The organism is Hungatella hathewayi WAL-18680, from assembly GCF_000235505.1.
GTDB classification, from domain to species: domain Bacteria; phylum Bacillota; class Clostridia; order Lachnospirales; family Lachnospiraceae; genus Hungatella_A; species Hungatella_A hathewayi_A.
In genome coordinates, this window is the sequence record NZ_JH379030.1 from 187,991 (window position 1) to 214,224 (window position 26,234).

Genomic DNA, 26,234 nt, shown 5'->3' on the forward strand with positions numbered 1-26,234 from the left:
AGATTAACCTCTCAACACGTTTCCATGTATCTCATTCAATGGTATCTGATGATGCACAGAATAATGGCAGGCTTTCCCCACCACTTCTCCCATATCAATCAAAGTCGGCTGAATCCGGATGCTTGCCTGCATGAGAAACGTTGTGGAAATACACCGGCCCGCCACAATCAGATTACCAATCTCTTCCGTCACAAGGCTGCGGTATGGTATCTCATAGTATTCCCCCGCCTCATATTTATTCTTCTGGACCAGTCCCTGACTGGAGGAGTGCACATCAATATACCAGTCCCCCCGGACCACTCCGTCCTCAAACTTCGCCCGTTTTAAGTAATCCTCCTCCGTAAGCGTGTAGATGCCTCTGATTCTCCAGGATTCCCGGATTCCCAGCATCGACGCTTCCCGCTGAAGATAGGCATGTTCAAATCCCGGCATATAGGCCTTCAAAAATGCGGCAAGACGCCGGACCATCTGCCTGCCTTTTATGATTCCCTCCGAGCGGCTCCACAAATCGGTATTATGGGTAAGCCCCTTTATATGTGGACAGTTAAATGACATGCTTCCGTCTTTTCCCGGAATGGTAAAACACTGATAGTAACGCAGGTCTTCTTCCAGCAATATCCCGGCATCCACGCCTTTTCTGAATATCGGTTCCAGTGCAAATCCATTTCCTCCAACCATGGCGGATTCAAAGTATTCCCCTCTCTTCATAGGGCAGAAATCATCATTGATACTCTGGCAATAGCTTCGATAAGCTTCCACATCGATACCGCCCATTTCAAAGCGGAAGCTGCTCACCTGATTTTCACCATTTTCATCCCCGCTCTCACATATCACTCCGCAGAGTCTCGCCAGAACCGCATCTCCACTGGCATCCACGTAGCATTTTCCCTTTATCTTGACCAGGCCCGTCGAAGTCCTGACCAATAGGCTGTCAATCTGGCCGTCTGCCACCACCGCGTCAACCAAAACCGCATCGTACAGGATTTTTCCGCCGTATTTTAAAAACAGACTCTCCAGGCAGAACGCCATCTCTTCTCCTGAAAACCAGAGTCCCTCCGAATACCCGTCTCTGGTCCGGATTCCTCTGTCCGTCAATTCCTGTTCCAGGTCATGAAAAACCGCCCCATGCTCCACATGGGAAGCCATCATCGGCATAACCAGACTGTGTACCGCAGTTCCCCCCAGCGCCGTCATCTTTTCCACAATCAGTGTGGAAACACCGGCCTTAGCCGAAGCAATTGCCGCTGACGCCCCCGCTGTTCCTCCGCCGATTACTACCGTTTCGAATTCCATGGTTTCCACATGTTTCCCTCTATCCTCCGTCACTGCCATTTTAAATCCCCCATCATCATCTCTCTCATCTCCATACACTCCTTGAAATATGTATCTGAAAACTCCTCATCCTCTCTCTCCCACAAAAGATAATCCAGAAGCTTCGGATGAAAATCCAGCCGGCACACTTCTTTTGCAAAGGCATGGGCGCCAATCTCCCTTGTTCTCTGTACCAAGCCCTTTCTCGGAAGAACTCCCAGAAAACGGTAATCCACGGCGGGGCACTTCCTGCTGATATCTTCCCCGTTCCAGTACTCCAGGCAATGATAAAACTCATGGGCCGTATGCAGAAAAACCAGTTCCTCAAAATCCATGGTGATTCCTTTCGACTCCAGCGCCAGGAAGATCTTGCGTAGGACCTCCTCATAAATCACAATCCTGGTCCTGCCCCCCTCAAACAGGGTTTCCGAGTGCACCAGCAGCGGATTCCCCGTATTGACCATCTCCGGCATGGCTTTATGCTCCCTCAAAACACGGTAAATCGTCTCCCGGTTCACCGTCTCCGCTTTTTTTCTGCCATCCGATATCGCCGGCATCACATAGCTGTGGTAATCCTCCTGATTGATATGGCGAAATAACGGGTCCTCTTTTAATTCCATCAGGGACCACATTTTCGTATCCATATTTCTCAATATCGTAAACTTATTCTTTTGCAGCGACTGCAATGATTGTTGTGTTGTCATCGATAAATTCACACTCCATGCCAGCCAGTGAAATCAGCTGTTCCTTGTTCATGATACCACTTAAATCCACGGATTTCTGATTAAAATAGAGATAAATCTTGGGAATTCCCGCCCCCGCATCGGAGTACGTCGTCACCGAATCCACAAATTCTGAAAATTCGCTCTCGATATCCCCCTTATGGAACGTGAAAATGCTGGCGCTATCCTTCTGAAGCCGGATAACCCCCTCCTCATCAAGAATTTTAACCGTTTTCTTTACCTGTTTGAGCATTCCAAAGAGCCGCTTTTTATCCTGTTTTACGAGAAACGCATGCCACCTGCCGGATTGGGCCAGATGCTCAACCGCACAGTCACTGTTTTCCACCGACTCCCTGACCACCGCCTCCAATTCCTCCGGTGTTTTCAAACGGATATTCAAATCCTTCGTCCTCATTTCCGTGGCGCCGACAGCAATCGCCCGGAGAATATTTTTCTGACTGTCTATCTCAACCGTAATCTCCACCGTGTCCGGATTGGCTCCGGCCTTCACCACCACTTCCAGCGCCTCGCTGCGGATTCTCTTAATGTCATCCTGGGTGGGATTGGAAATATTTCGCTCCACCTGTTCCCGGACTAAAGCCATGGCAACACCGATGGTTGAGATGTAGGGGGCGTTCTCCGCAATCTGCCAGCGTATCCCCATCATCTCCCCAAGGTATGGCGGAATGATGCTGGCAGAACCGCCTCCACCCACAAAGCGGATCAACTGCTTATTCAGCTTGTAATCCTCAATCAGCTCATCCACAATCGCCTTCACCTTGCCGGCCGCAAGATTCATCGCGGTCTTGCAGGCTTCCTCAACCGTAATTCCCAGCGCATCGGCAAGCGCTTTCCAGGCTGTTTCAGCCGCTTCCCGATTGCCGCTGGCATAATCCCCTTCCGGCACATAACCGAGAATGTTGGCGGCTCCCGCCAGCGTAAGGGCGTATTCACATCCGTTGGCACAGCTTACCACGGCATAATCCGCATGGTCTTCCGGCCTGGGGGCAATCAGAGAGAGCTTGGGGTTTATCATATTTTCTTTGTCCGTAAACAACTCATACTCCTTATTGGCAATATGGGCCGACCTTGGTCCCACGTCGGCTATCTTCCCATCCCGCACAACAATCATGCTGCCTCCGGCAATCCCAAGTGTCCTCACATCCAATGAAGTCAGATAAAGTTTCCTTCCTCCTACCTGGGCATTTTTCACCATAACTTTTCCATCTTTGATAACGGAAATATCTGTTGACGTACCTCCGACCTCAAAGAAAATTCCATCCGTAATCTTTTCATACATCAACGCACCCGCCACACCGGCAGCCAGACCTGACAACATGGTAAGGATGGGACGCTTTCTGACCGCGTCCACATCCATGACACCGCCATCACACCGCATAATCATCAATGGCTTCGTGATATTGGCTTTCTTGACCGAGTGTTCCGTCATATCCGCGGTTTCCACCATTTTGGGGATTAACGCCGCATTCACTACGGCGGTCCTGGTTCTGGCCTGAAGACCATAAAGCTGGGATATCTCATAACCGCCGGTAGCCGGAACCTGTTTTTCAACTGCCCGCTCTATGACTGCGATTTCATTGTCAGGGTTATCTACCGAATATGATTCCGAAGCCACAATCACCTGTGCCCCTTCCCTCTTAAGGGTTTCAATCGCGCTGTCCACCGTCTCCTCCGTCAGTTTGGAGGAATCAAGAAACGTATGAGCGGTATGCAGGAATTTCCCCGGCGCCAGTTCTATGTCACCAATCCTTGTCTCTGTCCTGGCCCGTTCTCCCTCCAGACCTGTTCCCATACCTACAATTCCTACCTTTGCCACATCACCCTCTAACAGCGCATTGGTGGCCTGGGTCGTCCCGTGGGCAATAAATACCACCTCTTCCGGCCTGATATCCTGTTCCTCCATGACCTTTTTGATGACCGTCACAATTCCCTGCGCAACTCCTGTACCCGCATGATGGGTCGTCGGTATCTTCGCCTTTCCAATCACTTCAAAGGTGCTGTCATCGATGACAACCGCATCGGTAAATGTTCCCCCCACGTCAATTCCAATCCTTACTTTACGATTCATTCTGCCTGCCCTTTCTTCTTATCAAATTCCCAAAAGACTGCCGCAGGTTTCCCCACGACAGTCCTGCCTTATCAAAATACAAAACATGCGGTATATATCAAGGTTCCCAGCGTTATCAATACGGTATATGGCAGAGTCGATTTTAAAATTGCATTCACATCGACCTTGGCAAAGTCTGCCACTATAACATTTTGTGTATTGGTCGGGTCTGACACTCCCTGTACCACTCCTGTTGCACGAAGGGCCATGCCGATCGCAGCGGGGCTGAGCGTACCGGCCGCCATCATAATATTGGCCAATCCTGAGCCAAGTCCGTACATATTTAACGGTCCACGGTAAAGAGCCAGCGGGGACAGCAGGGTGAACAATACAACATATACCAGTGGGGAGGACGGCATAACCGCCTGAATCAACGGCTGCATCAATGCCGTGGTCTCTTTTGCCGAAACACCATTCAAAAGAATTCCAATGCCAATCATCAATGCAATCACACCGGACACATCCTGGATTCCCTCCACAAAAGAACCGGAAGCTATCTGAATGATTTGTTTAGGTTTCGTAACCAGTATCGTATAGATAATAGCCGTCAAAAGGCTTAACTCCGCCGAAAATTTAAAGAGGAAAACCAGGAGAATTGGAACAATCGGAGCCAGAAGGGCAGGTATCCCTACTTCCTTTTCCGCCTTCTTTGCCGGCATTGCCCAGGAACTTCTGGTATTTTTCCTGTTTACATTCAGCATTATGTAAAGAATGATTGCCACCGCACTCAAAATTCCGATAATCAGGGAACCGCTCTTAACAATCTCCATGTCCATACCGATGGTATCTACATAAAACTGATAGTTGGAGACATTGAACAAGCCTCCTGTGCTGATTCCCAAAAGTACCAGGCTTGCCGCCGCAATGTCCGGAATCCCTGCGGATAACATCAGTGGAATGACAATCGTTGAAACCATGATAACGGGACCGGCACCGCCGATAGCTGAGAAAATCAGGGCTGTGGCTGCCGTCAAAACAAAGGCAATGGCATATGGCTTATCCCCTGCCAGCTCCGCCGCTTTTCGAATGATTGCATCAGAAATTCCCTGTTTCTGGATGACCTTGGCGAACATTCCGCCAAAAATAGTGGCTATGATTGTTCCCGCCAGTCTTGAAGCCCCCTGACCAATCACAAACCCCATGATGGTCTGTCCATCCGCCTCCGGCGCCTTCAAAAATGGTACTCCCGCAATGACTGCGACAATCACCCCAAGGATTGGCAGTGCCAGAATAGTAGGAAGTTTTTTGGCAATCATTAAACCGATAAAAACGGCAAACACCACCAGTATCAAAACCACCCTCACATTAAGTATTGCTCCCATTTGTAAATCTCCTTTCATTTTTTCATGAATGTTTTTTTCATAACCCCATCCTATCATGATTATATGTAAAATGCAATACTAATTTCATTTTTTTTGGTTTGTTTTTTCATTTTGTGTGCTGTCGGCTGCTATTATGGTATAAAAAATCGCCAAAGCATATAAATTTACGCTTTGGCGATTCATATAATCTGCATGATACGGATGACCCTCCGTCTCGATGCTGTGCTTCAGGACATGTCATTTCCTCTGTTCCCTGCCCCCCAATTTAAAACTATCCACCAGCCGCATCTGTTCCTCCGTCACGCCCCGTTTGTCAAAAAATCCCAGAACAAACCCAACGGTTCCCAAAAGCAGCGCCACAAACACCGAGTTGATATCCCACGGGGAACCGAGCGTTTCCCAGACAATCACACCGATGATGGACAGCGCCAGCGACCACTGGCCGGAAGCCGGCGTCGCTTTTTTGGTAACCAGCCCGCCATAGAGTGGCAGAACCAGACAGGTAATGCTGGTGTATCCAATCAAAATCCACTTCATGATACTGGGCTGGTAATGCACAACGATAAAAGAAAGTACGGCAGTAACCCAGACAAACACACGGCTGATCCGAATCATCTGCCGGTCCGTGAGAGCCGGGACAAACTGCTTTACCAAGTCCCTGGAAAATGTCATGCTTGCGGAGAGGTACATGGCATTGGCCGTGGTTATCACAGCTGCGATGATGGCTGAAGCATAGAGCACTCCAACCACAGGATGCACATGCTTTAAAAGCTCCGTGATGACCTGATTCTCCGCAATTCCGTCTCCCAGCACAAGTTTGGCGCTCAGTCCCATAACCATAACGAGCCCCATACAGACCGCCACAAAAATGGCTCCCGCCAGAAGCGCTTTCTTTGCATCTTTCGGAGTGCGGGCTGCGTTAATCCGCTGGAACATGGATGCCTGGTCCGCAAAATTGACGAAAAATGCTGACGCGACCATCCCCCAGAAAAGCATGGGCGGGATATTTTGAGCCCCCATGTGAGTCATCTGTGCGGGCAGCTGTGAAAAGCCCTGTATCCCGCCAGCCTTCACAAATGCAGTCACGGATACGGTAAGCGCGCCACCGATAATTACCGCGGACTGAATCGTGTCCGTGATGGCCGCCCCCGTAAGCCCGCCCATCGTAACGGTTATGGAGAGCAGAAGCACACCGATGATCCCTGCCAAATTCTCGCTGATGCCCACATAATTGCTGAGCAGGGATATCAGGGAGGACAGCATTGCAACCCCCACCGCTACCCCAACAAACATATTAATCACGCCAGCGATCAGCTGTGCCTTTTTGCCATAGCGCATCTCGAAGATGTCTGCGATGGTATAGATATTGAGCCTCTTAATCCGCTCAGACAAAAAGAAAATTAAAATCAGCTGTGATGCCAGTGACCCCAATACCATCCGGAAATACATGACTCCATACTGGTAAAATGAACCCACATACCCCATCATGCTGCCACCGCCTATGGAGGTGGCAATGATAGTTCCACAGATGACCGGCCACGGCAGATTTCCACCTGCCAGCGCATAATCTTTAAATGTCTTGGCCTTACGCCCATAATATACAATCATAGCTGTGATGATAAGCAGATAAACCGGTATTACAATTGCGTTTAACGTATTCATACACCTTACTCCTTCATCCTCTTCATCTTCTGTCAGGCCGCACTCTGGGACGCTGCGCCGCGTGCGCTCATAACCGACCAGACTGCCACCGTAACCAGCACAACCGCCCCTCCCAGCAGAGCGAAAAATCCCGGTTTCTCCCCCACAAAAAGAAATACCCAGACCGGATTCAACAGCGGTTCTATCATCCCAATCAGCGAGCAGGAAAGCGCCGGACAGTTTCTCACCGCAATCGCATACAGGACATAGGGAACTCCCAGCTGCACCACTCCCAGCACAAGAATCGCCCCCACCGTATCCAAAGTGACCGGAGTCGGATGGAAGAATGTAAACGAAACTCCAATCACCGCCGCCACCGTCTGTCCCAGCAGCACCGAACTCATGGAACTCTCTTCATCCGGCAGCTTGTGGCTGAACAAATACATCACGCCCATAGTAACACCACTTAACAGCGCAATCAAATTTCCCAGCATATTTCCCGGTGACAGCTGGTCCACAAAAAACAGGCCGATTCCGGCAAGCGTCACAACCACCGCTATCAGTTCGCTCTTTTTATAGCGCACATGAAAAAAACAGCGCTCATAATCATAATGTGAACCGGATTGGTGGATTGGAGGATAATTGCATTGGCACTGGTCGTCAGTTTGCTGGCTATCACGAAGAACAGCATCGTCCCACTCAGCCCCAGTCCCGCAAGCAGGACACAGGGCGAAAAGACAAACCGGTAACCTTTAAAGCGCATGTAAATGACAATCACCACCGCGGCAATCAGGGAGCGGAATCCGCTGATGACCATCGGATGCCACGGCAGAATCTTGATAAACAGGCCCCCGATACTCCACATAAACGCACATAGACTCATAAGCAGCATCGCTTGTTTGGAACTGATTTTCATGTAAGTACTCCTTCTATTCCACTTGAATTTCACTGTCGGCGTCGGTCACCTTACTCTTGAACCGATCCACCAGCTCCAGCTGTTCCTGCGTCACGCCCTTCTTGTTGGCAAAGCCCGCCACAAACCCTACAAGGCCGAGAAGCAGAGCGATAAACAGGGAGTTGATATCCCACGGAGAGCCAAGGACCTCCCAGATAATCACGCCTGCAATAGACAGGGCCAGGGACCATTTTCCGGAAGCCGGAGTCGCTTTTTTCGTCACCAGACCGCCGTAAAGCGGCAGAACCAGACAGCTGATGCTGGCATAACCAATCAGAATCCATTTCATGATGCTTGGCTGGAAGGTGATGACCACATAGCCAACCGCCACCATCACCCACACAAAGGCACGGCTGGAAAAAACCATAGTCTTATCGGAGATATCCGGTTTAAACTGCTTCAGTAAATCCTTGGAAAATGTCATGCTTGCAGAAAGATACATGGCATTGGCCGTCATAATAACCGCCGCAATGATGGCTGCCACATAGACACCGCTGATTACCGGATTCATGGTCTTTAACAGCTCGGCAATGACATCATTTCCCCCGATGCCTCCGCCTAGAATCACCTTGGCGCTGAGTCCCATGACCATAACCAGACCCATGCAGACCGTAATCATGATAGAACTTAAGAAGAGAGCCTTCTTCGCGTCCTTGGGCGTGCGCGCCGCGTTAATCCTCTGGAACAGCGCCGCCTGGTCGGCAAAATTGCCGAAGAACGAGGACAGCACCATGCCCCAGAAGAGGAATGGGGGAATGTTCTGGGCGCCCATGTCCAAAAGATTGGCCGGAAGCTGGGAGATTCCCTGCACACCGCCTGCATGTGAAAATGCGGTGGCCGATATAATGAGCGCCCCACCGATGACAACCACTGCCTGAATCGTTCCAGTAACGGCCGCACCTGCAAGTCCGCCCATCGTAACGGTAATCGCAAACAGCAGACCGCCAATAATTCTGGCTAAGTTCATGTCAATTCCAATATAGCTGCTTAACAGGGAGGCAAAGGAAGACAACATGGCGAATCCAACCGCTACCCCCACAAACATATTGATAAACCCGGAGACAAGCTGTGCGCCTTTTCCGTAACGCATTTCAAAAATATCCGCAATGGTATAAACCTTCAGCCGGTTAATCCGCGCCGATAAAAAGAAAATCAAAATCAGGTAGGAGGCGAAGGAGCCCAGCACCATCCAGAAATACATCGTTCCGTATTCATAGAAGGAGCCCACAAAGCCCATCAGACTTCCTCCACCGATGGTACTTGCCACAATGGTGCCGCAGATGACGAACCAGGGCAGCTTACCGCCCGCTAATGCGTAGTCCTTAAAGCTGGACTTTGATTTTCGCCCATTGTAAAGAATGGTTCCGATAATGAGTGTTAAATATCCTAATATTACAGCAATGCTGACTACATTCATAATGATATCTCCTGTTTTTTATTTTTTGTAAATTAACACTGGTCATTAAAAGCGGCTGCCTGCCAGAGTGCATCCAAAAACGCTTTATAAAGTTCCAAATAATCATCGCATGTATAGCTTACCACATTGTCCTGCTCCTTAGATAATGTAAATCCCGGTACCTTGCAGGCGTGGACGGCCTGAGTCGCAGCCGCAAATGTAATCGTAAGTGTCATGGGACCCTCCAGCTTTACAGGCGCTATGGTCCGGTATTCACTCACAGCTGCTTTTGCCGCTTCCTCGATGAGTTTCCCTGTCTTCTCCGGATGATACAGCTGGGCGCTTCCATTGCCAATCACTTTTTTTACCACTGCCGTATGAATCCCCGGAATCTGTTTCTCTGCGGATGCCGTAACGCAGTCATCCCCGGTGAGCAACACTGTCGGTACCCCATAATAACCGGCCACATGTGACACAAACTCCGCTTCCCCAAATGGAACGCCATTGACAGCGGCATCCACAACGATGGGGTAATAATAAGTATGACTGATGACGCCTTTTGCCCCTTTGCGGGAATGATATCCCACCAGCATCAATGCGTCCACCTGCTCCGCCAGTCCCTCAGCCATGATGAGCGGCTTATCGGTACCGGACATCAGGCTGGCCCGCGGGTCCAAATCTACAAGCAGGATGTTATCATCATAATTATGGCTGTCATTAACCACCACTTCCGTAGCTCCCCCTGCAAATGCACCGCGGATTGCCGCGTTCACATCGTGAGCCATCAGGCTGCGAAGCTGGCCGTAGTCAGGCCTGCCTGGAGTCACCTGCGATTTTTTGAAGATTCCTGTGATGCCTTCTGCATCTGCTGAAATAAGTACTTTCACTTTTATACTCTCCTCCATTCTGTTTTTTCTGCCCATCGGCAGGTTCTTGTTCCCTGTCCGCTGACAAGGAATCGAGGCTGGATTGCTCTCACAGCGAAATGTTATCATTTTGATTGATTGATATCAATATGTAAAATGCACAACAATCTTGTCGATTTTTTGGCACACTATCACTAACAAACAAAAATATGACTTAAATGTTGTCAATTTTGTATATTGATATCAATATTATTTAATGATATCATCGAATTCGAGAAGTACAGTTAAAAAATCTCACAAAGGGAGGTACGAACATGTTTGATTTATTCATCGAACAGACACAGATTGCAGATGGAACCGGAAAACCGATTTATACTGCAAACGTCGGTATCAAAGACGGAAAAATAACTTATATCGGTCAAGAGCCCGCCGAACCTGGGCAGAAAATCTTAAAGCTGGCCCCGCAGGAAGTCCTCTGCCCCGGATTCATTGATTCGCACGGACATTCCGAATGCTATCTGTTCCATGACCAGTGCGTGACGCCAAAGCTGAAACAGGGTGTTACCACGGAAGTCAGCGGAAACTGCGGAATCGGTTTTGCGCCTGTCAACCCGGCCTATCTCGCCGAACTGAAGGATAACTTCGAGGGCGTCGCTGTCGGTCTGGACTTCCCGGCGCACTGGAGCGCCATGACGACGTTCGGCAGATTCTTAGATGAGGTAGAAGCCTTACACACGGAAATCAATACCGCCTTCTATGTGGCACACGGAGCGCTCCGCATCGCTGTGAAGGGATATGATTCCACTCCCCTGACCGACGGGGAATGTAAAAAAGTACATGAACTTCTGACAGAAGCCATGGAAGCCGGCGCAGTCGGCATGAGCACCGGTTTCGTCTATGCTCCCGGCACCTATGCCGACATGGAGGAAATCGTTGACTTATGCAGAATTGTCAGCCGGTATGGAGGCGTTTACGCAACCCACATGAAAGATGAGGGTGACCATGTCGTTCAATCCGTACTGGATTCCATTGAGGTGGCCCGCCGCACCGGGGTTCATCTACTGATATCCCACCACAAAGTGACCGGTATCGCCAATGCCCCTCATATCAAGGAAATCCACCGCCTGGTGAAGGAAGCCCGCGCCGAGGGGCTCTCCATCCACTTAGACCAGTACCCATACAGCGCGGGGGAAACCACATTAAATACCACCATCCCTTACCGCTATCTGGACGGCGGAAACGCCAAACTGTTGGAAAGGCTGGAAGACCCGGCCCTGAAAAAAGAGATTGCCGATGCTATTTTGCACAATGACGGAACCTGGCAGAACCCGCTGGACAGCACCGGATTTGACGGTATGACAGTTTTGCACACGAAGAATCATCCGGAATGCCATGAAAAGAGTCTGGCCCAGCTGGCTGTGGAGTGGAATATTGAGCCGGTGGAAGTCATCTTCCGCCTGTTAAAGGAAAATGACGGCCAAGTGAACTGCCTGCTGCACTTCATGACGGATGCCGATGTTGAAAACATTTTCCAGAAGCCCGCTGGTATCTGTCTGCACCGATTCCCTGCTGTTTGGAGCCGGGATGCCGACACACCCAAGAGGATATTCCACCTATCCCAGGATTCTGGGCCGTTTTGTCCGTGAGAAACATCTGGTATCGTTTGAGGAGGCCATCCGCAAGATGAGTTCCATGCCTGCGGATATCTTCGGTATGGAGACGAAGGGTCGGATTCTGGAAGGGATGGACGCTGATTTGGTAGTGGTAGACCCGGAGCGCGTCATTGACCATGGAGATTATCAGAATCCTTATGCGGAGAACGAGGGAATTAATCTGGTATTCGTGGCCGGTCAACTTGTGCTGGACCATGGAACCATCACCCGTCAGCACGCCGGAACCATAGTCAGAAAAAACAAAAAGACCATATCATGAAAGGAAATCAGACCGTATGAATGATACATTGATTCTTGGAAAAACCGCAGACGCCTGGAAGCAGGAATTCCCGATTATTGAAGATATCTGCGCTCTGCGTGAAACCTGCTGGCGCAACCCTCAAAAAGAGACCTTCTCAAAAGCCTTCTCCCAGTGCCCCTTAAGTCTGGTAGATGTGGAGGACGCCAGCAGAAGACTGGAACGCTTCGCCGCCTTTTTTATGGCTGCTTTCCCTGAGACGGTCCCGATGCAGGGCATCCTGGAATCCCCACTGCAGGCGATTCCCAACATGCAGAAGGCCCTGGAACAGGAGGAAGAAATCACACTGCCAGGGACACTTATGATCAAGCTGGACAGCCACCTGCCCATCTCCGGCTCCATCAAGGCCAGGGGCGGCATTTACGAGGTTCTAAAAACCGCTGAGGATATCGCTTTCCAAGCCGGTATGCTGAAAGAAAGCGATGATTACAGTATTTTGGCATCCCCGCCGTTTCAGGAGTTATTTTCCCGCTATGCTATCTGCGTGGGGTCCACCGGCAATTTAGGACTGTCCATCGGCATCATCAGCGCCAGACTGGGATTTCGTGTCACCGTTCACATGTCGGCAGATGCCCGCCAGTGGAAGAAGGATATGCTGCGCAGCAAGGGCGTAACCGTCATGGAATATGCTTCCGATTACAGTATTGCTGTGGAGAAGGGAAGAAAATCAGCGGAACATGACCCATACTGCCATTTCGTCGATGATGAAAACTCCAAAACACTGTTTTTAGGGTATTCTGTTGCGGCTTTACGCCTGAAAAACCAGCTGGAACAGCAAAAGATTCCGGTTGACCAGGAACATCCCCTGTTTGTCTATCTTCCGTGTGGGGTCGGCGGCGGACCGGGCGGCGTTGCCTTTGGCTTAAAACTTGTGTTTGGGGACGCTGTACACTGTTTCTTCGCGGAACCCACCCACTCCTGCTGCATGATGCTAGGCATGGCGACAGGGGAGAACAGCCGAATCAGCGTACAGGATTTTGGAATCGACAACCGGACGGTTGCCGACGGACTGGCCGTGGGACGGGCCTCCGGTTTTGTAGGCGGGCTTATGCGTCCCTTCATGAGCGGGTGCTACTCTCTCTCCGATGAACGGATGTATCATATGCTGGCGAAGCTGGCCGATACGGAAAACCTGTACCTGGAGCCAAGCGCCCTGGCCGGCATGTATGGACCGGTACAGCTTGTGAAAACGCCTGCTTTCAGGGAATATTTAGAGATAGAACATCTGCTTCCCGCTGTGTCTCAGGGAACTCAGCTCGTCTGGGCGACCGGCGGCAGCATGGTTCCAAAAGAAGAGATGGAGCGCTACTACCGGAAAGGGGCGTCACTCTAAAAAAGGATGACGCGCAAAAAAATCCGGCGGATTCTTTGGAATCTGCCGGATTTTCTTATGGCCGCTCAAGCGGCGGCCGCACTCTGTTCTGGTTTAATCTGCCGTAATTCTCCTTCGCTCAATATGGCGCAGAAGTGTTTCCGTATCTCTTTTTTCGATTGCCCCCATGATATCCTGAAGCAGCTGCATAGAAGCCTGGTTACGGTCAATATCGGAAGCTGACCTGCGTCGGATAATCTTCAGATAGTCGGTATAAGTATCCAGTATCGAAGTGATTCGCTCCAAGTGGCTCTTCTCATAGACAAAACTGTAAAAGTGGTCAACCTCTTCCATCGCGTCTTCCACCATATCATTCTGCAGAAACACCACCACACGCTGGGTCGTTTTTCGAAGCTGTGCAATCTCCTCATCCGTAATCACCTGAACCAGACGCTTAAAGACAACCCGCTCCAGCGCAATCCGCAGTTCTACTATCTCCTCGATGGCCTCCTCCGTAACCCCTTTGGCCACAAAACCACACTGGGGAATATGCTGCGCCAGATTTTCCTGCTCCAACAGGCGCAGGGCGCTTTTGATGTGAAGCCGGCTGGCATGAAAATCAGCGGCCAGAGTCGTCTCCACAAGCCGCTCTCCTTCTTTTATCTCCCCAAGTAAAATCTTGCGGCGAAGTTCCTTGTATATCTCATATTCTGCATTCTTATTTTCTTCCATTTTTTCACCTTGTCATGATATCAATATATAATAATGATATCTAAGTGCAGGAGTTTTGTCAAGAAGAATCCCCTGTATCCATCGTCATTTTTCAGGATTCCTCCTCCGTCTGGCTGTGAATCCACCCGGAGATATCCTGAATTACCTGGGTATCCATCTTAGCAGGCGCATCATAGGATGAACTGTCAAAGCGCTCCAGACTGCCGGGCATAAACACATGACTCAGCCCAGCATAATGCCGGAATGTAACATTTTCACGGCCTCCCAGAACCTCCTGCCACAATTTAAAGTCCGTATCATACCGCACCTGAAAATCATTGTCGCCCTGCAGGATCAGCATGGGGATGGTTAATTCCTGCGCAATCGCTTTCTGGTCAATGGCATTCAGACTGACCCAGTAACTCACCGGATAACCCAGAAGCATTTCATCCTGGGCATCCGTGCTTTCCGGAGTAAGCCCGTGAACCCTGTCCAGTTCACTCTGGATTTTGGCAATATGAGCGGCCTTTTCTTCTTCAGACAGTGTGGTATTCTGCTCCATCATGGTCTTGTTTTGTTCCAGAATAATATCTTCAATCCGGCGGAGTGTCCCTCCCAGGGAAACGATTCCCTTGATTTCCGGATTATCCAGTGCGAATTTAGGTGAGAGCATTCCGCCCTGACTATGGCCAATCAGGTATAACTGACTGCCATCCACCCGCGGTTCCTCCAGTGCAAAACGCACCGCATCCTGGACATCATACAAATACTCAGTCTGGACATCTATCACATCCTCCGGATAAACATAGGAGCGCTTATCATAGCGGATGGAGGCAATCCCATTGTCCGCCAGTCCCTGCGCAAGGTCGGCAAACGGCCTGTTGTCTGCCGCGCCAATCCGGCAATCCATCCCCTGAGCCCCTGAACCGTGCACCAGAATCACCACCGGAGGATTCTCCACCTTTTTAGGCAGTGTCAGCATTCCGTTCAATTGTTTCTGCGCATCATACCCCAGCTGAATCGGAATTTCCTCCCAGTTTTCCCCTGATTCCGGCACCACGGCCAGGGGGCCCAAATCCATGGAAAGCGCCTCAACAGTCCCATCATCTGAAAAAGTAAAACTTGTAAGTACATGATAGCGTGAGTGAACCGAAGTCACCTGCACGTTGGTTTTTCCTTCCGCCTGCGTGGTCTGTATTGATTCACTGCCGCCGTATACACGGGCAGCCGTCATGAGTCCACTCCACTCCTGTTTTAACTGTTCCTGGGTAATCTCATTTTGCAAAAGCGTCCCCGCCTCCTGATAGAAACTGTCAAACTGCCCCTGACGGAATAACTCCACATAAGCGGCGGCACGGTTCTCAAGTTCCTGCTTATCTAAACTTGGTTCTGAGGGTATCTCTGTGGATATCTCGACCGGCGGCGCCACAGAGGAGGACGGCTGGTCAGACTGCTGGAAATCTTTACAGGCAGTGAGTGTCATTGCGGCTGTCAGCAGAACCAGCCCTTTTCGATTGAATTTCATATTTTTAGCTCCTTTTATTAGTTCATTAAATAAATGCCAGTAATATGATATCACATTATCAAATTGATATCAATATCAAAATATGAAAACAATTCAGTTTTAAAAATCCAACGCACACTCTTTTAACAATTTTTAGTCCTACCCATTAGACGTCCGGCTTACCGCAGATAGCTGTCCAGAATCCGCTTGGCCCGCTCCACCACCAGTCCGCTGCCGCCCTCGTTCTTTACGTCCTCCACCATGCTCACCATGAGGATGGGAGTCCGGATACTGCTGTCGGCGGTGTAGACGGCAAACCAGCCCAGCTCCGTGCCGCTTGTGTCATCCTTGGAGGCTTTTATCTCGGCGGTTCCGGTCTTTCCTGCCAGCGTGATGTCGCTTCTCATGGCTTTGTGGCCGGTTCCGTGCTCGGAGCTGACCACCTGGATTAAATCCTGCTCCACGATCTCTGCTGCCTCGGGGGAGCATGCCTGTTGAATCCATGGCTCCGGGGACGGATTCTCTTTGTAGAGGAGAGATGGCTTTAAAACGGTGCCACGGTTGGGGAACATGGTGTATAGGGATGCCAGGTGGACGGGGTTAATCAGAACCTCTCCCTGTCCGTAGCCGCTGTCCGCCAGCTGAATCTCTGTCTCGATGTTGTCCGTGTTGGAATACTGGCCCTTCGCCAGGGTAATCTCAAACGGGATATCCTGGTTGAATCCCAGTCTGTCAAGTCCGGCCATAAAGTCATTGGCGCCAATCTTTAAGGCGGCCCTCGCAAAGTAAATGTTATCGGAATAAATATAGGCATTTTCCAGGTTCACCGGGCTGTAACTGTGCAGCGTCGTCACCTCATACCTGCCCCAGCTGGCGTCCTTCTGCCAGCTCATAGGCGCCACCGTCTCGCCGAAGCTCTCACTGGGACTCAGGGCGCCGGACGTCAGGCCGATGGCTCCCGTAATCGGTTTAAAGGAGGAGCCTGGGGCGAAACGCTGTCGGAACCGGTTTAACATGGGATTTCTCTCGTCCTCGTTGAGCGACGCCCACTTCTCTTCCGACAGACCGAGAATAAAATCATTGTTGTCATAGCTTGGGGTGTTCACCAGCGCCAGTACCTCTCCCGTCAGCGGATTCATGGCAACCGTACAGCTTTTGCGGTCCTTGAAGGTATCGTAAATCAGGGACTGCAGCTGGCTGTCTATGGTCAGCCGGATATCCTGGCCGTCACTCCTCACGGTGGAGGCCAGAACCAGTTTCTCCGTGCCATCGGCTGTGACAATCGTAATTCTGGTGCCGTTCTGCCCTTTTAACTCCGTCTCATACAATCCTTCCATACCGTTTCGGCCAATCACACTGTCCGTCAGGTAACCTTCTCCCTGATGCTTTTCCAAATCCTCCGCAGTCACATTCTGGACATAGCCCACCAGATGGGCAGCCTTCTCCTCTAAAGGATATCCCCTCACAGTGGTATCCGTAATCATGATTCCAGGAATCGTCAACAACTCATCCTGCACCGCCCGGTTTTGAAGATTCCCTTCGTCCGGCGATTCCGATTTTAAGTCAAGTTCATTTACCTTTTTTAATGTTTTCAGAGGCACCAAGGAATCATCCTTGACCCAGCCGGCGGAAAGTTTCTTGATGATGGACTCTTCGGAGACTCCAAGCAGAACGGAAAGATGCTGGATGTCTTCCTCCAGATAGCCATGCTCCGACTGCTCATCCCGGTTCATCTTTCCCGGCACAAGTCCCACCAGGGAGGCGGTTCCCTCCCCGGCCAGAAGATTCCCGTCTCTGTCCAGCACCCGTCCTCTCGACGCCTTGTCCGTATGTACCCGCACCTTGTCTGTCCGCGTCAGCTGTGGGAATATCACCCAGTCGCTCCAGGACATTTTATATTCGGTGTCCACTTTTTTATTTCTTTTCTTACTTTCTTTCCCACTCTCCGTCCCATCAGTTACCGGAACAATCTCTTCCTCATGGAAATCCACCTGGTTAAAAAAGCTGACTTCCCCCGCCATGGTATCCATAGTGGTCTGGTAATTCACCGCTTCCGTCCCGTCCTCCCTCTGCTCCGTCTCGATTATCTCAATTCGGATATTGGAAGCCTCGATTCCCTCATAAATTTTTTTATTCCTGTCAACAAAATCCTCCAGACTGATGTTTAAATGGCTCTGCCCGTCCAGCATTCCATACATCGCCTCATAGTTTCCATCTGCAATATACTGCATATATTCCATCAATAATGTATCCGGCCGTTTCTTTTCCGGTTCCACCGCTCTATGTGACACAAACCAGAACACACAGCCACCAACTACCATCAATATCACTGCCAAAACCGCCGGTATCACCAAAACAGCCCTTGATTTTCTTCTGCGCCTCATGTTTAACTCCTTCCAAATGACAAAACTCAAATTCCATGCCAATCATCCCTAATTATTACACATGTAATATATGAAGTCAATATCACGGACTTTATCTTTAAAATTCTTAAGAAAATTTTAACGTAATATCAAAGGCTGCTAATTCCATAATTTTGATATTCTTTTGTTTCTTAAAACGAACGGGAGCAAGTTTCCCTGCTCCCGCTGTTACCTATCCCCACTCTAATACCATCTCACCAACGGCAGCTGATTATTAATTCCCTCCGAAAACAAAATCTGGTGCAAATCGATAATCCCATTGTGAAATGTCGCCGCGCAGGCCGACAAATACAAATCCCACATCCTCACAAACCGCTCATCAAACATACTGCGTACCTCGTTTAAATGCTCCCGGTAATTCCTCTCCCAGCACAACAGCGTCCGATTATAATGAGGTCGGAGATTCTCTACATCCAAAGTATGGAATCCGTCTTCCGCCGCGCAGGCAAGCATTTCCCTGAGACTGGGAACCATTCCTCCCTGGAAAATGTATTTCTTAATCCACGGGTCCCCGGCGTGCTCCTTCAGGCCGCTGATAAAATGCAGCAAAAACAGCCCGCCCGGCTTCAGCACCTTCTTTCCGCAGTCCATAAACAGCTGATAATGGTCCCGTCCCACATGCTCCACCATCCCAACACTCACAATACGGTCGAATTTTCGTCCGCATTTGGGCAAATCCCGGTAATCCATCAACTCCACCGTGACAAGCTCCTCCAGATGCTCCGCCGCAATCCGCCGCTTGACTTCCCGATACTGCTCCTCACTCAGCGTAATGCCCATTCCCTGCACACCATATTTTTTCGCCGCCTCAATGAGCAGAAATCCCCACCCACAGCCAATATCCAGCAGGGACATCCCCTTCTTCAAATACAATTTCTGTAAAATGTAATCCACCTTATTCACCTGCGCCTGGAAAAGCGTGTCATCCGGATGCAGGAAATACCCGCAGGAATAACTCATCGTCTCATCCAGCCACAGCTTATAGAAATCATTTCCGATATCATAATGGCTCTGCACTTCCTTCTGCTGGTTGTGCTTTGTGGTAGGCGGGTGCATCAGCTTCTTAAGCGTCGACTCGTCCGTGGAAAACTTATCCATCTGCCCCAGAAAATGATCCAGAGCATAGTAAAGATTTCCTTCAATCTCCAAATCCCCGTCCATATACGCCTCACCCAGCGCCAGCGAAGTGCTTGTCATCAGGGAAGCCAGCGGAATCGGCTTCTTAACATTCACCGTAAACTCCGGCTCCCCCTCCCCAATCCGGTATTCCTTCCCATTGATTTTCACACAGAACGGATACTGGTCAAATTTCTGTAAAAACGATACTAACACATGCTCTTCTAACATTTCGTCTGCCCTCACATATCAAGATATTCTTACCCTTAATATGCCCATCCCAGACATGCTTCATACCAGACAGCGCTCATTTCCCCAGCCGCACACTCACTCCATAACTTCCAATCCGCTTCACACCGAAGCGCCCACCGGACACCCCTGCGTCTTCTCCATCTCCTCTTTCTCCTGAATCTGCCGATTCAGCTTTTTCATCGAGGGAATCACAAAACAGGCCACCACAATGGCAGAACCAATATCCGCCACCGGCCCGGCATAAAGAATTCCGTCCAGACCGAAAAACAGCGGCAGAATCAACAGCAGCGGAATCAGAAGAATCAACTGCCGCATCATGGACAGAATCGACGCCTTAAGCGGCTGCCCCGTCGCCTGAAAATAGTTGGTCGACACAATCTGGAACCCAGAGCAGAACAGGCCGCCCAGGTAAATCCTCATACATTTGACAGCAAACTGCGTAAACTGTGCATTTCCACTTCCAAACAGACTTAGTATCAGGTGCGGCACCGTCTGACAGATCAGCCATCCCACCGACACCGAAACTGTAGCATAGATAATGGCCTTGCCATAGGTAGACCGGATTCGCTTATAATTCCCCGCCCCGTAGTTGTACCCCAGAATAGGCTGGGAGCCCACCCCGATGCCGATACAGAAGGAGCCAAGAATCATCACAATCTTCATCACAATTCCCATGGCGCTCAGCGCCACATCCCCGGTCACCTCGCTCTGGTTCCCGTAATGCACCAGCGAATTGTTCATCACCACCTGCATCACACAGGCCACCAGCTGGGAAATGCCAGAGGAAGCCCCCATCACCAGGAACCCCTTGCAGACTCCCGGCACCAGTTTCATCAGTTTCAACTGAAAACGCATATTCCCCCGTTTCCAGAAATAGTGGCATAAAATGCCGGCCGACAATATCTGGGACGTAATCGTGGCGATCGCTGCCCCTTTCACTCCCCAATGGAACACAAAAATATACAGCGGGTCCAGAATCGTATTCAGAGCCGCGCCAATCAAAATTCCATACATGGAAAGCCGCGGATTCCCATCCGTCCTCGCCATGTTGGACATCGTAACCCCCAGCACACTGAAAGGCACTCCCATCAGAACAATGGAAGCGTAATCCCTGGCATATGGCATAATCGTCTCCGTAGCGCCAAACATCCGAAGCAGCGGGTCCAGAAACAGCAGCCCCAGCCCGGATATGGCAATCCCGATGATAAGGGATATCGTAAACAGGTTGTTCAGCGTCACATTCGCCTCATGCTCATTCCGCTCCCCCAGCTTGATAGCCGCATAGGCCCCGCCACCGGAACCGGCCAGCGTCGCAAAGGCCATGACAATGGTCATCATCGGAAACGAAACCGTAGTGGCGGCATTTCCCAGATACCCCACTCCCTGTCCAATAAAAATCTGGTCCACGATGTTGTACACCGAATTGACCAGACACGCAATAATCGAAGGTACGGAGAAGGCCAGCAGTAACTTGCCGACCGGCTCCGTACCCAGCGGATTTTCTTTCTGTATTGTTGTAACTTCACTCATAGTTGTCTAACTCCTTTCATTCATGTACTTCCATGCATTTTCTGCCATTCTTTTCAGTAACTGTTCTGCCTGTGCACACTCCTCGGGTGTCAGACCGTCCACCAAAATCTCATTCCACGCCTGCCTGATATCATAGAGCTGTTCAATGATGGCAACCGCCTTCTCCGTCGTATATAAACATCTGGAGCGCTTATCCGTCTCATCCATCTCCACCCGGATATATCCCTGCTCCTCCAGCTTCTGAATCCCCTTCGTCACCGTCCCCTTGTCAAAATGCCCCAGCTGCGCCACCCCATACATACTGATTCCCTCATGCTCATGGATACACACCAAAAAAGACAGCTGCCCGCTGCCAATCCCATACTCCACCAGTTTCCTGTCATAAAACCGATGCACCTGCCGGTATATCATGGATATGTGGCTCATTGTCGTAATCTGCTTCATCATCATCTCCCATAATTTAGTTGGATATTCAACCAAATTAATATAGCACAAATTAGTTGGGGAGTCAACTAATTTGTGCCATTATTGTGAAGACAGGGCTTATATGATATACTTTTAAGAAAATGATGATATGATTGCGCGTTAGAATATTTCTATCTATCATTTCCGCGCAGAAAGGATACCACCTATGCTGGTTACAATACAACAAACAAAAGCAAATTCTGAAAATCTGTATGAAGTTTCCTCCAACGGCCAACTATTATTTCAGGCGAAAGCCCCCTGGATGAACATTTCTTTGCCGTTTAAGGCAGAAAATCTACGTGAACTCACCTTCTCCAATTCTGCATGGGAGCCTATTTATACGACACGTTATAAATTCATCGACAACCTTGTGGAGGAGTCGATTCCATTTAAATATCTGCTGACAAAGGAACAGCGTTTCGGACAATTTGAAATCATCAGCGGAAATGGTACCGAAGGGTCCTTCTATGTCATGCAGAATGGCATGTTTGACAGTAAATTCTGTATCGAGTGCATGGGAAAGGTTTTTCTGGGATACAGCCTTGATAAGGAAAAACAATTATGTGTCCATCTATGACGGCGATAAACAGATTGCGCAAATCACGAAGCCCCTTACAGTTATAGACAACCTGGATTCCTATTTTCTTCACATAAAGGATGAATATGAATCCATCGTCCCAATTCTATCATTCTTCACCGTTTATTATGACTATCGGAAATATAATAACAGCGGGGAATTCACCAAGAACTCCGTTGAAATAACTACAAGCTATACCTATGGCAAGAATAACGACAAATACAATCCAAACTGGATTGCCGAGGAATTTGGCCAGCAGACTGCGGATGAATTGGAGCGGAACTTAAACACCTTGATGGAACAGGGTTCCGCCCAGGCAAAAAAGATTGTAAAATTGGTCGGTTTCATTTTTCTGGTCCTTATTCTGCTGGCTATTATATTATTTGTGTGCATTTATACTTTCTTGTAAGGTTCTAACCTGTTATAAAAAAAGGGCAGGCCACTTTTACAGCAGCCTCATCCCGCAATAGATTATGTGTAAACTTTAATGCCCCGTCTCAAACGTTCCAGTCCATCCAGAAGCCGCTCTCTCGGACATGCCGTATTCATCCGCAGAAACGCTCTTCCGTTTCCACCATATACCATGCCGGCCGACAGATAAAGTCCTGTCTCCGCCCGGAGGTACCGGCACAATTCTGACGCGTCTTCAATGATTCCACTGCAGTCCAGCCAGAGTAAGTAAGTGGCATGGGCCGGTACCAGAGACACCTCCGGTATTTCAGCTTTCAGGAATTTGCGGACCGTTTCCCGGTTTTGTGCCAGATACTTCCTGAGAGCATCCAGCCAGCTATCTCCTTTTGTAAACGCTGCAATGGCCGCATCAATGGCAAAGGCATTGGGTTCCGCCACCTCATCCGTATTCAGGGCCCGCTCCATCCTATGGCGCAGTTCTTTGTTTGGCACCATGACCGCCGCGGTCTGCAGCCCCGCCAGATTGAAGGCTTTTGTGGGAGCCAGGCAGGTGACACTGTTCTGCGCACATTTCTCCGACACCGATGCAAACGGAATATAGCTGTATCCCGGCTCTGTCAAATCGCAGTGGATTTCATCTGTCAGTACCCTCACATGATTGGCCGCGCAGAGTTCCCCAATCCTCCCCAGCTCCTCCCTGCTCCAAATCATACCGGTGGGATTGTGTGGATTACAGAGAATCATCAGTGTCGTTTGGGGCTCTGACAGCTTCTTCTCTAAATCTTTCCAGTCAATCCGGTAATTCGCTCCATCATAGAGTAACTGGTTCTCGATAATGTTACGGCCATTGTTTCGGATAGAATGAAAAAAGATATTGTAGACCGGCGTCTGAACCAGCACATTTTCCCCAACCGTCGTCAGCTTTCTGACTGCACTGGAAATGGCCGGAACCACCCCGGTAGTAAACACCAGCCAGTCTTTTTCCATCACAAAGCCGTGACGCCGTTCCCACCAGCCAGCGACTGCGTCTCTCCACGCATCCGGAACTACCGTATAGCCAAAGATACCGTGGGACGCCCGTTTTATCAGCGCTTCCCTGATTTCCGGGGCTGTCTCAAAATCCATATCCGCCACCCACATGGGAAGCTCCCCCTCCGGGACATCCCATTTCATGGAGCCAGTTCCCCTCCGCTCGGTTAACTTATCAAAATTGTAAGGCATCCTATACGGCCTCCTTTAATTCTTTCGGCTGTATAAGCGTTTTCGTCACATCAACCTTTGAGGCATCCATAATCAGCTCCTCAATCTTTTCAGCCCGGATTATACCGCTTTTCGGATTTAAAACACTGTCGATGGTATTGGTTACCTCTACATCCACCGTGGAGTATTCAAAAGCAAGGGTTGTATTTAAAAGCCGGCAGTTTTTCATCACCAGATTGTCAATGTAACACATGCCCTGATTGCTCTCAATGGTACAGTTGATGAACGTCAGGTTTTTCGCATTCCATCCTAAATATTCGCCGGAGATAAAGGAATCATAAACGGTTACATTTTCACTGTTCCAGAACGCATCCTTGGACAGCAGTCTTGCGTGATGGATTTCCCCATGTTTCACCCCGTCAAAGGAGTAATTTCCTACCAGCTCGAAACCGTCGATATAGAGATTGCTGCTGTTCATCGCAAAATAATCCCCCTTCGCGGATACCTGATTCATCCGAATCTGGTCACAGTTCCACAAGGTCTCCGCAGCATTCGGCATGGTGACGCGCTCCAGCTCGATTCCGTTGGTGCGGCGGAAGTTTTTGGGCGCTTCCACGATGCAGTTTTTCATGGAAATATTCTCCGTATACCAGATTCCGGCCCGCCCCATCTCAAACACCACGCAGTCCTCCAGTTTGATATCACGGCTGTACCACAGCGGATATTTCCATTTGAACATGCTGCGATAAAGTTCAATGTTGCTGCTTTCCTTCAACGGGGATTCCCCATCAGCAAAGGTCGTATCATAGATTTTCAAATCCTTTCCCTGGAATAATGCACGTTCTCCTGTTAAAAACTTCTGGTTTATATTTTTCATGTTCTCTCTATCTCCTATCCTAAACATTTTTTCCATGTTTTTATAACGCTCTTCTTGTTTCATCTTCCTGCACTCCTGCTATTTGTCCTTCTCCTCTTTATTCATCTGAAACACCAGATAGTCCAGGCAGTCAATCCGCTTCTCATTCTTGTGTACCTTTTTCAACAGGCGTTTTCTATGCTGTTCCAGCAGCTTTAACTGATTCTGCCTGTTCCCCTCCATGCCTAACTCCATAAACTGTGCCACCGTCTCCGAATCGCATCCGGCGTCCTCCAGATTTTGAATCACGGAATCAGGGCTTTCCATATAGTTTGCCATATTGCTCTATCACCTCTAATCCAAACTTTCCCCGTTGCTTGCAATGACTTTTTTATACCAGTCAAAACTCCACACTATCCTTTCCTGCTTCGATTCTGTTTCAATTTCCGCCATAGCTGCAATCGTATTTCGTTTCTCTTTTCCATATAACCATATCCCAATATGTCTTCATTGTAATCCAAAAGCATGCTCATATCAAATACTTATATTAAATACAATTTCATGCTTGACGAGCATAATAAATTTTATATATAATAGACGTAGAAGAAGCAGAGTGCCAGGCGGAATTGCACAGGAAGGGAGGAATCAGATTGGATATTCGCGTATTAAGATACTTTATGGCTGTCACCAGAGAAGAAAGCATATCCGGGGCCGCAGAGTCCCTTCATATGACGCAGCCAACGTTATCACGTCAGTTGATGGATTTGGAAGATGAGATTGGGAAAAAACTGTTAATCCGAGGAAGTCGCAGAATCACGCTGACTGAGGAGGGAATGCTCTTGCGCAAGCGGGCGGCAGAAATCCTGGATTTGGTAGATAAAACAGAGGCAGAGCTTAGCGCACCGGACGAAGCCGTGAGCGGGGATATTTACATCGGGGGCGGGGAGACAGACGCCATGCGCCTGATTGCCAGAATCGCCACGGATTTACAAAAGAGCTGTCCCGATATCCGTTACCACTTATTCAGTGGAAATGCGGATGATGTGATGGAACGGCTGGACAAGGGGCTTCTGGACTTTGGAATCCTCATAGAACCTGCAGATATGAAAAAATATGATTACATCCGGCTTCCTGCCACTGATACCTGGGGGCTTTTAATGCCGAAGGACTGTCCGCTGGCCACCCACGATTTTATCCGGCCGGAGGATATCTGGGAGCTGCCCCTTATCACCTCCCGCCAGACCACGGTCAGCAATGAATTTTCCGGATGGCTGAAAAGAGATTATGAGAAACTGAATATCGTGGCTACCTATAACCTGGTATACAATGCCTCCCTCATGGTGGAGGAAGGGCTGGGATACGCCCTGTGCCTGGACAAACTGGTGAACACGTCAGAAAGCCGCCGCCTGTGTTTCAGGCCGCTGAAACCAAAAATGGAGGCCCATCTTGATATTGTCTGGAAAAAATACCAGGTATTTTCCAGGGCGGCTGACCGCTTCCTGAAAAATGTGCAGTATGCTTTCCATAGCAGTATATAATCTCTATCCGGCGGCGGCCGGAACACT

At 49.5% G+C, this 26,234-nt stretch carries 24 protein-coding genes; 6 read left to right on the forward strand and 18 right to left on the reverse strand.

Features of this window, described 5'->3' with window-relative positions; all coding sequences use genetic code 11:
- Positions 1-3: 3 nt before the first annotated feature.
- The 9 genes from HMPREF9473_RS24645 to HMPREF9473_RS24680 all read right to left on the reverse strand — a co-directional run bounded on the left by HMPREF9473_RS24645 (position 4) and on the right by HMPREF9473_RS24680 (position 10,362).
- A complete protein-coding gene (locus tag HMPREF9473_RS24645) occupies positions 4-1,332 on the reverse strand; it encodes an FAD-dependent oxidoreductase (protein ID WP_006782953.1) in 1,329 nt (442 codons plus the stop codon).
- Complete coding sequence (locus HMPREF9473_RS24650; protein ID WP_034860126.1) at positions 1,323-1,955, reverse strand: hypothetical protein; 633 nt, start codon at positions 1,953-1,955, stop codon at positions 1,323-1,325. The genes HMPREF9473_RS24645 and HMPREF9473_RS24650 overlap by 10 nt, the downstream gene beginning before the upstream one ends.
- Positions 1,956-1,974: 19 nt before the next feature.
- A complete protein-coding gene (locus HMPREF9473_RS24655; protein ID WP_006782955.1) occupies positions 1,975-4,122 on the reverse strand; it encodes a hydantoinase/oxoprolinase family protein in 2,148 nt (715 codons plus the stop codon).
- A 71-nt stretch (positions 4,123-4,193) separates the two neighbouring features.
- Positions 4,194-5,483 (reverse strand): hypothetical protein, encoded by a 1,290-nt coding sequence (locus tag HMPREF9473_RS24660; protein WP_006782956.1) that lies wholly within the window; start codon positions 5,481-5,483, stop codon positions 4,194-4,196.
- A gap of 237 nt (positions 5,484-5,720) precedes the next feature.
- Positions 5,721-7,145 (reverse strand): sodium:solute symporter family protein, encoded by a 1,425-nt coding sequence (locus tag HMPREF9473_RS24665; RefSeq protein WP_006782957.1) that lies wholly within the window; start codon positions 7,143-7,145, stop codon positions 5,721-5,723.
- A 32-nt stretch (positions 7,146-7,177) separates the two neighbouring features.
- A complete protein-coding gene (locus HMPREF9473_RS26595; protein ID WP_006782958.1) occupies positions 7,178-7,708 on the reverse strand; it encodes a DMT family transporter in 531 nt (176 codons plus the stop codon).
- The gene (locus HMPREF9473_RS26600) at positions 7,684-8,040 is read right to left on the reverse strand and encodes an EamA family transporter (RefSeq protein WP_006782959.1); all 357 of its coding nucleotides are present in this window, start codon (positions 8,038-8,040) and stop codon (positions 7,684-7,686) included. Before HMPREF9473_RS26600 ends, HMPREF9473_RS26595 begins: the two co-directional genes overlap by 25 nt.
- A 13-nt stretch (positions 8,041-8,053) precedes the next feature.
- Positions 8,054-9,496, reverse strand: coding sequence for a sodium:solute symporter family protein (locus tag HMPREF9473_RS24675; RefSeq protein ID WP_006782960.1), 1,443 nt, complete (start codon positions 9,494-9,496; stop codon positions 8,054-8,056).
- Positions 9,497-9,528: 32 nt separating this feature from the next.
- Positions 9,529-10,362 carry a M55 family metallopeptidase gene (locus tag HMPREF9473_RS24680; protein ID WP_006782961.1) on the reverse strand — a complete coding sequence of 278 codons (834 nt, stop codon included), beginning with the start codon at positions 10,360-10,362 and terminating at the stop codon, positions 9,529-9,531.
- Between the two features lie 293 nt (positions 10,363-10,655).
- Between HMPREF9473_RS24680 and HMPREF9473_RS27520 the strand changes: the two genes are divergently transcribed.
- From HMPREF9473_RS27520 to HMPREF9473_RS24695, 3 genes are read left to right on the forward strand one after another with little or no spacing between them, the layout of a single operon-like run.
- Complete coding sequence (locus tag HMPREF9473_RS27520) at positions 10,656-11,987, forward strand: N-acyl-D-amino-acid deacylase family protein (RefSeq protein WP_006782962.1); 1,332 nt, start codon at positions 10,656-10,658, stop codon at positions 11,985-11,987.
- Positions 11,926-12,273: an amidohydrolase family protein gene (locus tag HMPREF9473_RS27085; protein WP_006782963.1), complete on the forward strand. Its 348-nt coding sequence runs from the start codon at positions 11,926-11,928 to the stop codon at positions 12,271-12,273. Before HMPREF9473_RS27520 ends, HMPREF9473_RS27085 begins: the two co-directional genes overlap by 62 nt.
- 16 nt (positions 12,274-12,289) lie before the next feature.
- Positions 12,290-13,645, forward strand: coding sequence for a D-serine ammonia-lyase (locus HMPREF9473_RS24695; RefSeq protein ID WP_006782964.1), 1,356 nt, complete (start codon positions 12,290-12,292; stop codon positions 13,643-13,645).
- A gap of 93 nt (positions 13,646-13,738) precedes the next feature.
- On the opposite strand, the gene HMPREF9473_RS24700 is transcribed toward HMPREF9473_RS24695, so the two are convergent.
- The 6 genes from HMPREF9473_RS24700 to HMPREF9473_RS24725 form a co-directional block, all read right to left on the reverse strand.
- Positions 13,739-14,356, reverse strand: a complete 618-nt coding sequence (locus HMPREF9473_RS24700) for a GntR family transcriptional regulator (RefSeq protein ID WP_006782965.1) — start codon at positions 14,354-14,356, stop codon at positions 13,739-13,741.
- Between the two features lie 91 nt (positions 14,357-14,447).
- Entirely contained in the window at positions 14,448-15,860 is a 1,413-nt protein-coding gene (locus HMPREF9473_RS24705; protein ID WP_006782966.1) for an alpha/beta hydrolase, read from the reverse strand.
- A gap of 158 nt (positions 15,861-16,018) precedes the next feature.
- Complete coding sequence (locus tag HMPREF9473_RS24710) at positions 16,019-18,223, reverse strand: penicillin-binding transpeptidase domain-containing protein (protein ID WP_006782967.1); 2,205 nt, start codon at positions 18,221-18,223, stop codon at positions 16,019-16,021.
- A gap of 222 nt (positions 18,224-18,445) precedes the next feature.
- Positions 18,446-19,609 (reverse strand): SAM-dependent methyltransferase, encoded by a 1,164-nt coding sequence (locus tag HMPREF9473_RS24715; protein WP_006782968.1) that lies wholly within the window; start codon positions 19,607-19,609, stop codon positions 18,446-18,448.
- 120 nt (positions 19,610-19,729) lie between these two features.
- Entirely contained in the window at positions 19,730-21,160 is a 1,431-nt protein-coding gene (locus tag HMPREF9473_RS24720; protein WP_006782969.1) for an MATE family efflux transporter, read from the reverse strand.
- A gap of 6 nt (positions 21,161-21,166) precedes the next feature.
- A complete protein-coding gene (locus HMPREF9473_RS24725; protein ID WP_006782970.1) occupies positions 21,167-21,604 on the reverse strand; it encodes a MarR family winged helix-turn-helix transcriptional regulator in 438 nt (145 codons plus the stop codon).
- 187 nt (positions 21,605-21,791) lie between these two features.
- Between HMPREF9473_RS24725 and HMPREF9473_RS28310 the strand changes: the two genes are divergently transcribed.
- Complete coding sequence (locus HMPREF9473_RS28310; protein WP_006782971.1) at positions 21,792-22,202, forward strand: hypothetical protein; 411 nt, start codon at positions 21,792-21,794, stop codon at positions 22,200-22,202.
- Positions 22,168-22,611, forward strand: coding sequence for a hypothetical protein (locus HMPREF9473_RS28315; protein ID WP_242830896.1), 444 nt, complete (start codon positions 22,168-22,170; stop codon positions 22,609-22,611). The genes HMPREF9473_RS28310 and HMPREF9473_RS28315 overlap by 35 nt, the downstream gene beginning before the upstream one ends.
- Positions 22,612-22,673: 62 nt before the next feature.
- On the opposite strand, the gene HMPREF9473_RS24740 is transcribed toward HMPREF9473_RS28315, so the two are convergent.
- The 3 genes from HMPREF9473_RS24740 to HMPREF9473_RS24750 form a co-directional block, all read right to left on the reverse strand.
- A complete protein-coding gene (locus HMPREF9473_RS24740; protein WP_006782973.1) occupies positions 22,674-23,834 on the reverse strand; it encodes a MalY/PatB family protein in 1,161 nt (386 codons plus the stop codon).
- Between the two features lies 1 nt (position 23,835).
- Positions 23,836-24,690, reverse strand: a complete 855-nt coding sequence (locus HMPREF9473_RS24745) for a DUF3737 family protein (protein WP_034860169.1) — start codon at positions 24,688-24,690, stop codon at positions 23,836-23,838.
- A gap of 78 nt (positions 24,691-24,768) precedes the next feature.
- Positions 24,769-25,008 carry a hypothetical protein gene (locus HMPREF9473_RS24750; RefSeq protein WP_006782975.1) on the reverse strand — a complete coding sequence of 80 codons (240 nt, stop codon included), beginning with the start codon at positions 25,006-25,008 and terminating at the stop codon, positions 24,769-24,771.
- A 311-nt stretch (positions 25,009-25,319) separates the two neighbouring features.
- On the opposite strand from HMPREF9473_RS24750, the gene HMPREF9473_RS24755 reads away from it, so the two are divergent.
- The gene (locus tag HMPREF9473_RS24755) at positions 25,320-26,207 is read left to right on the forward strand and encodes a LysR family transcriptional regulator (RefSeq protein ID WP_006782976.1); all 888 of its coding nucleotides are present in this window, start codon (positions 25,320-25,322) and stop codon (positions 26,205-26,207) included.
- Positions 26,208-26,234 lie beyond the last annotated feature (27 nt).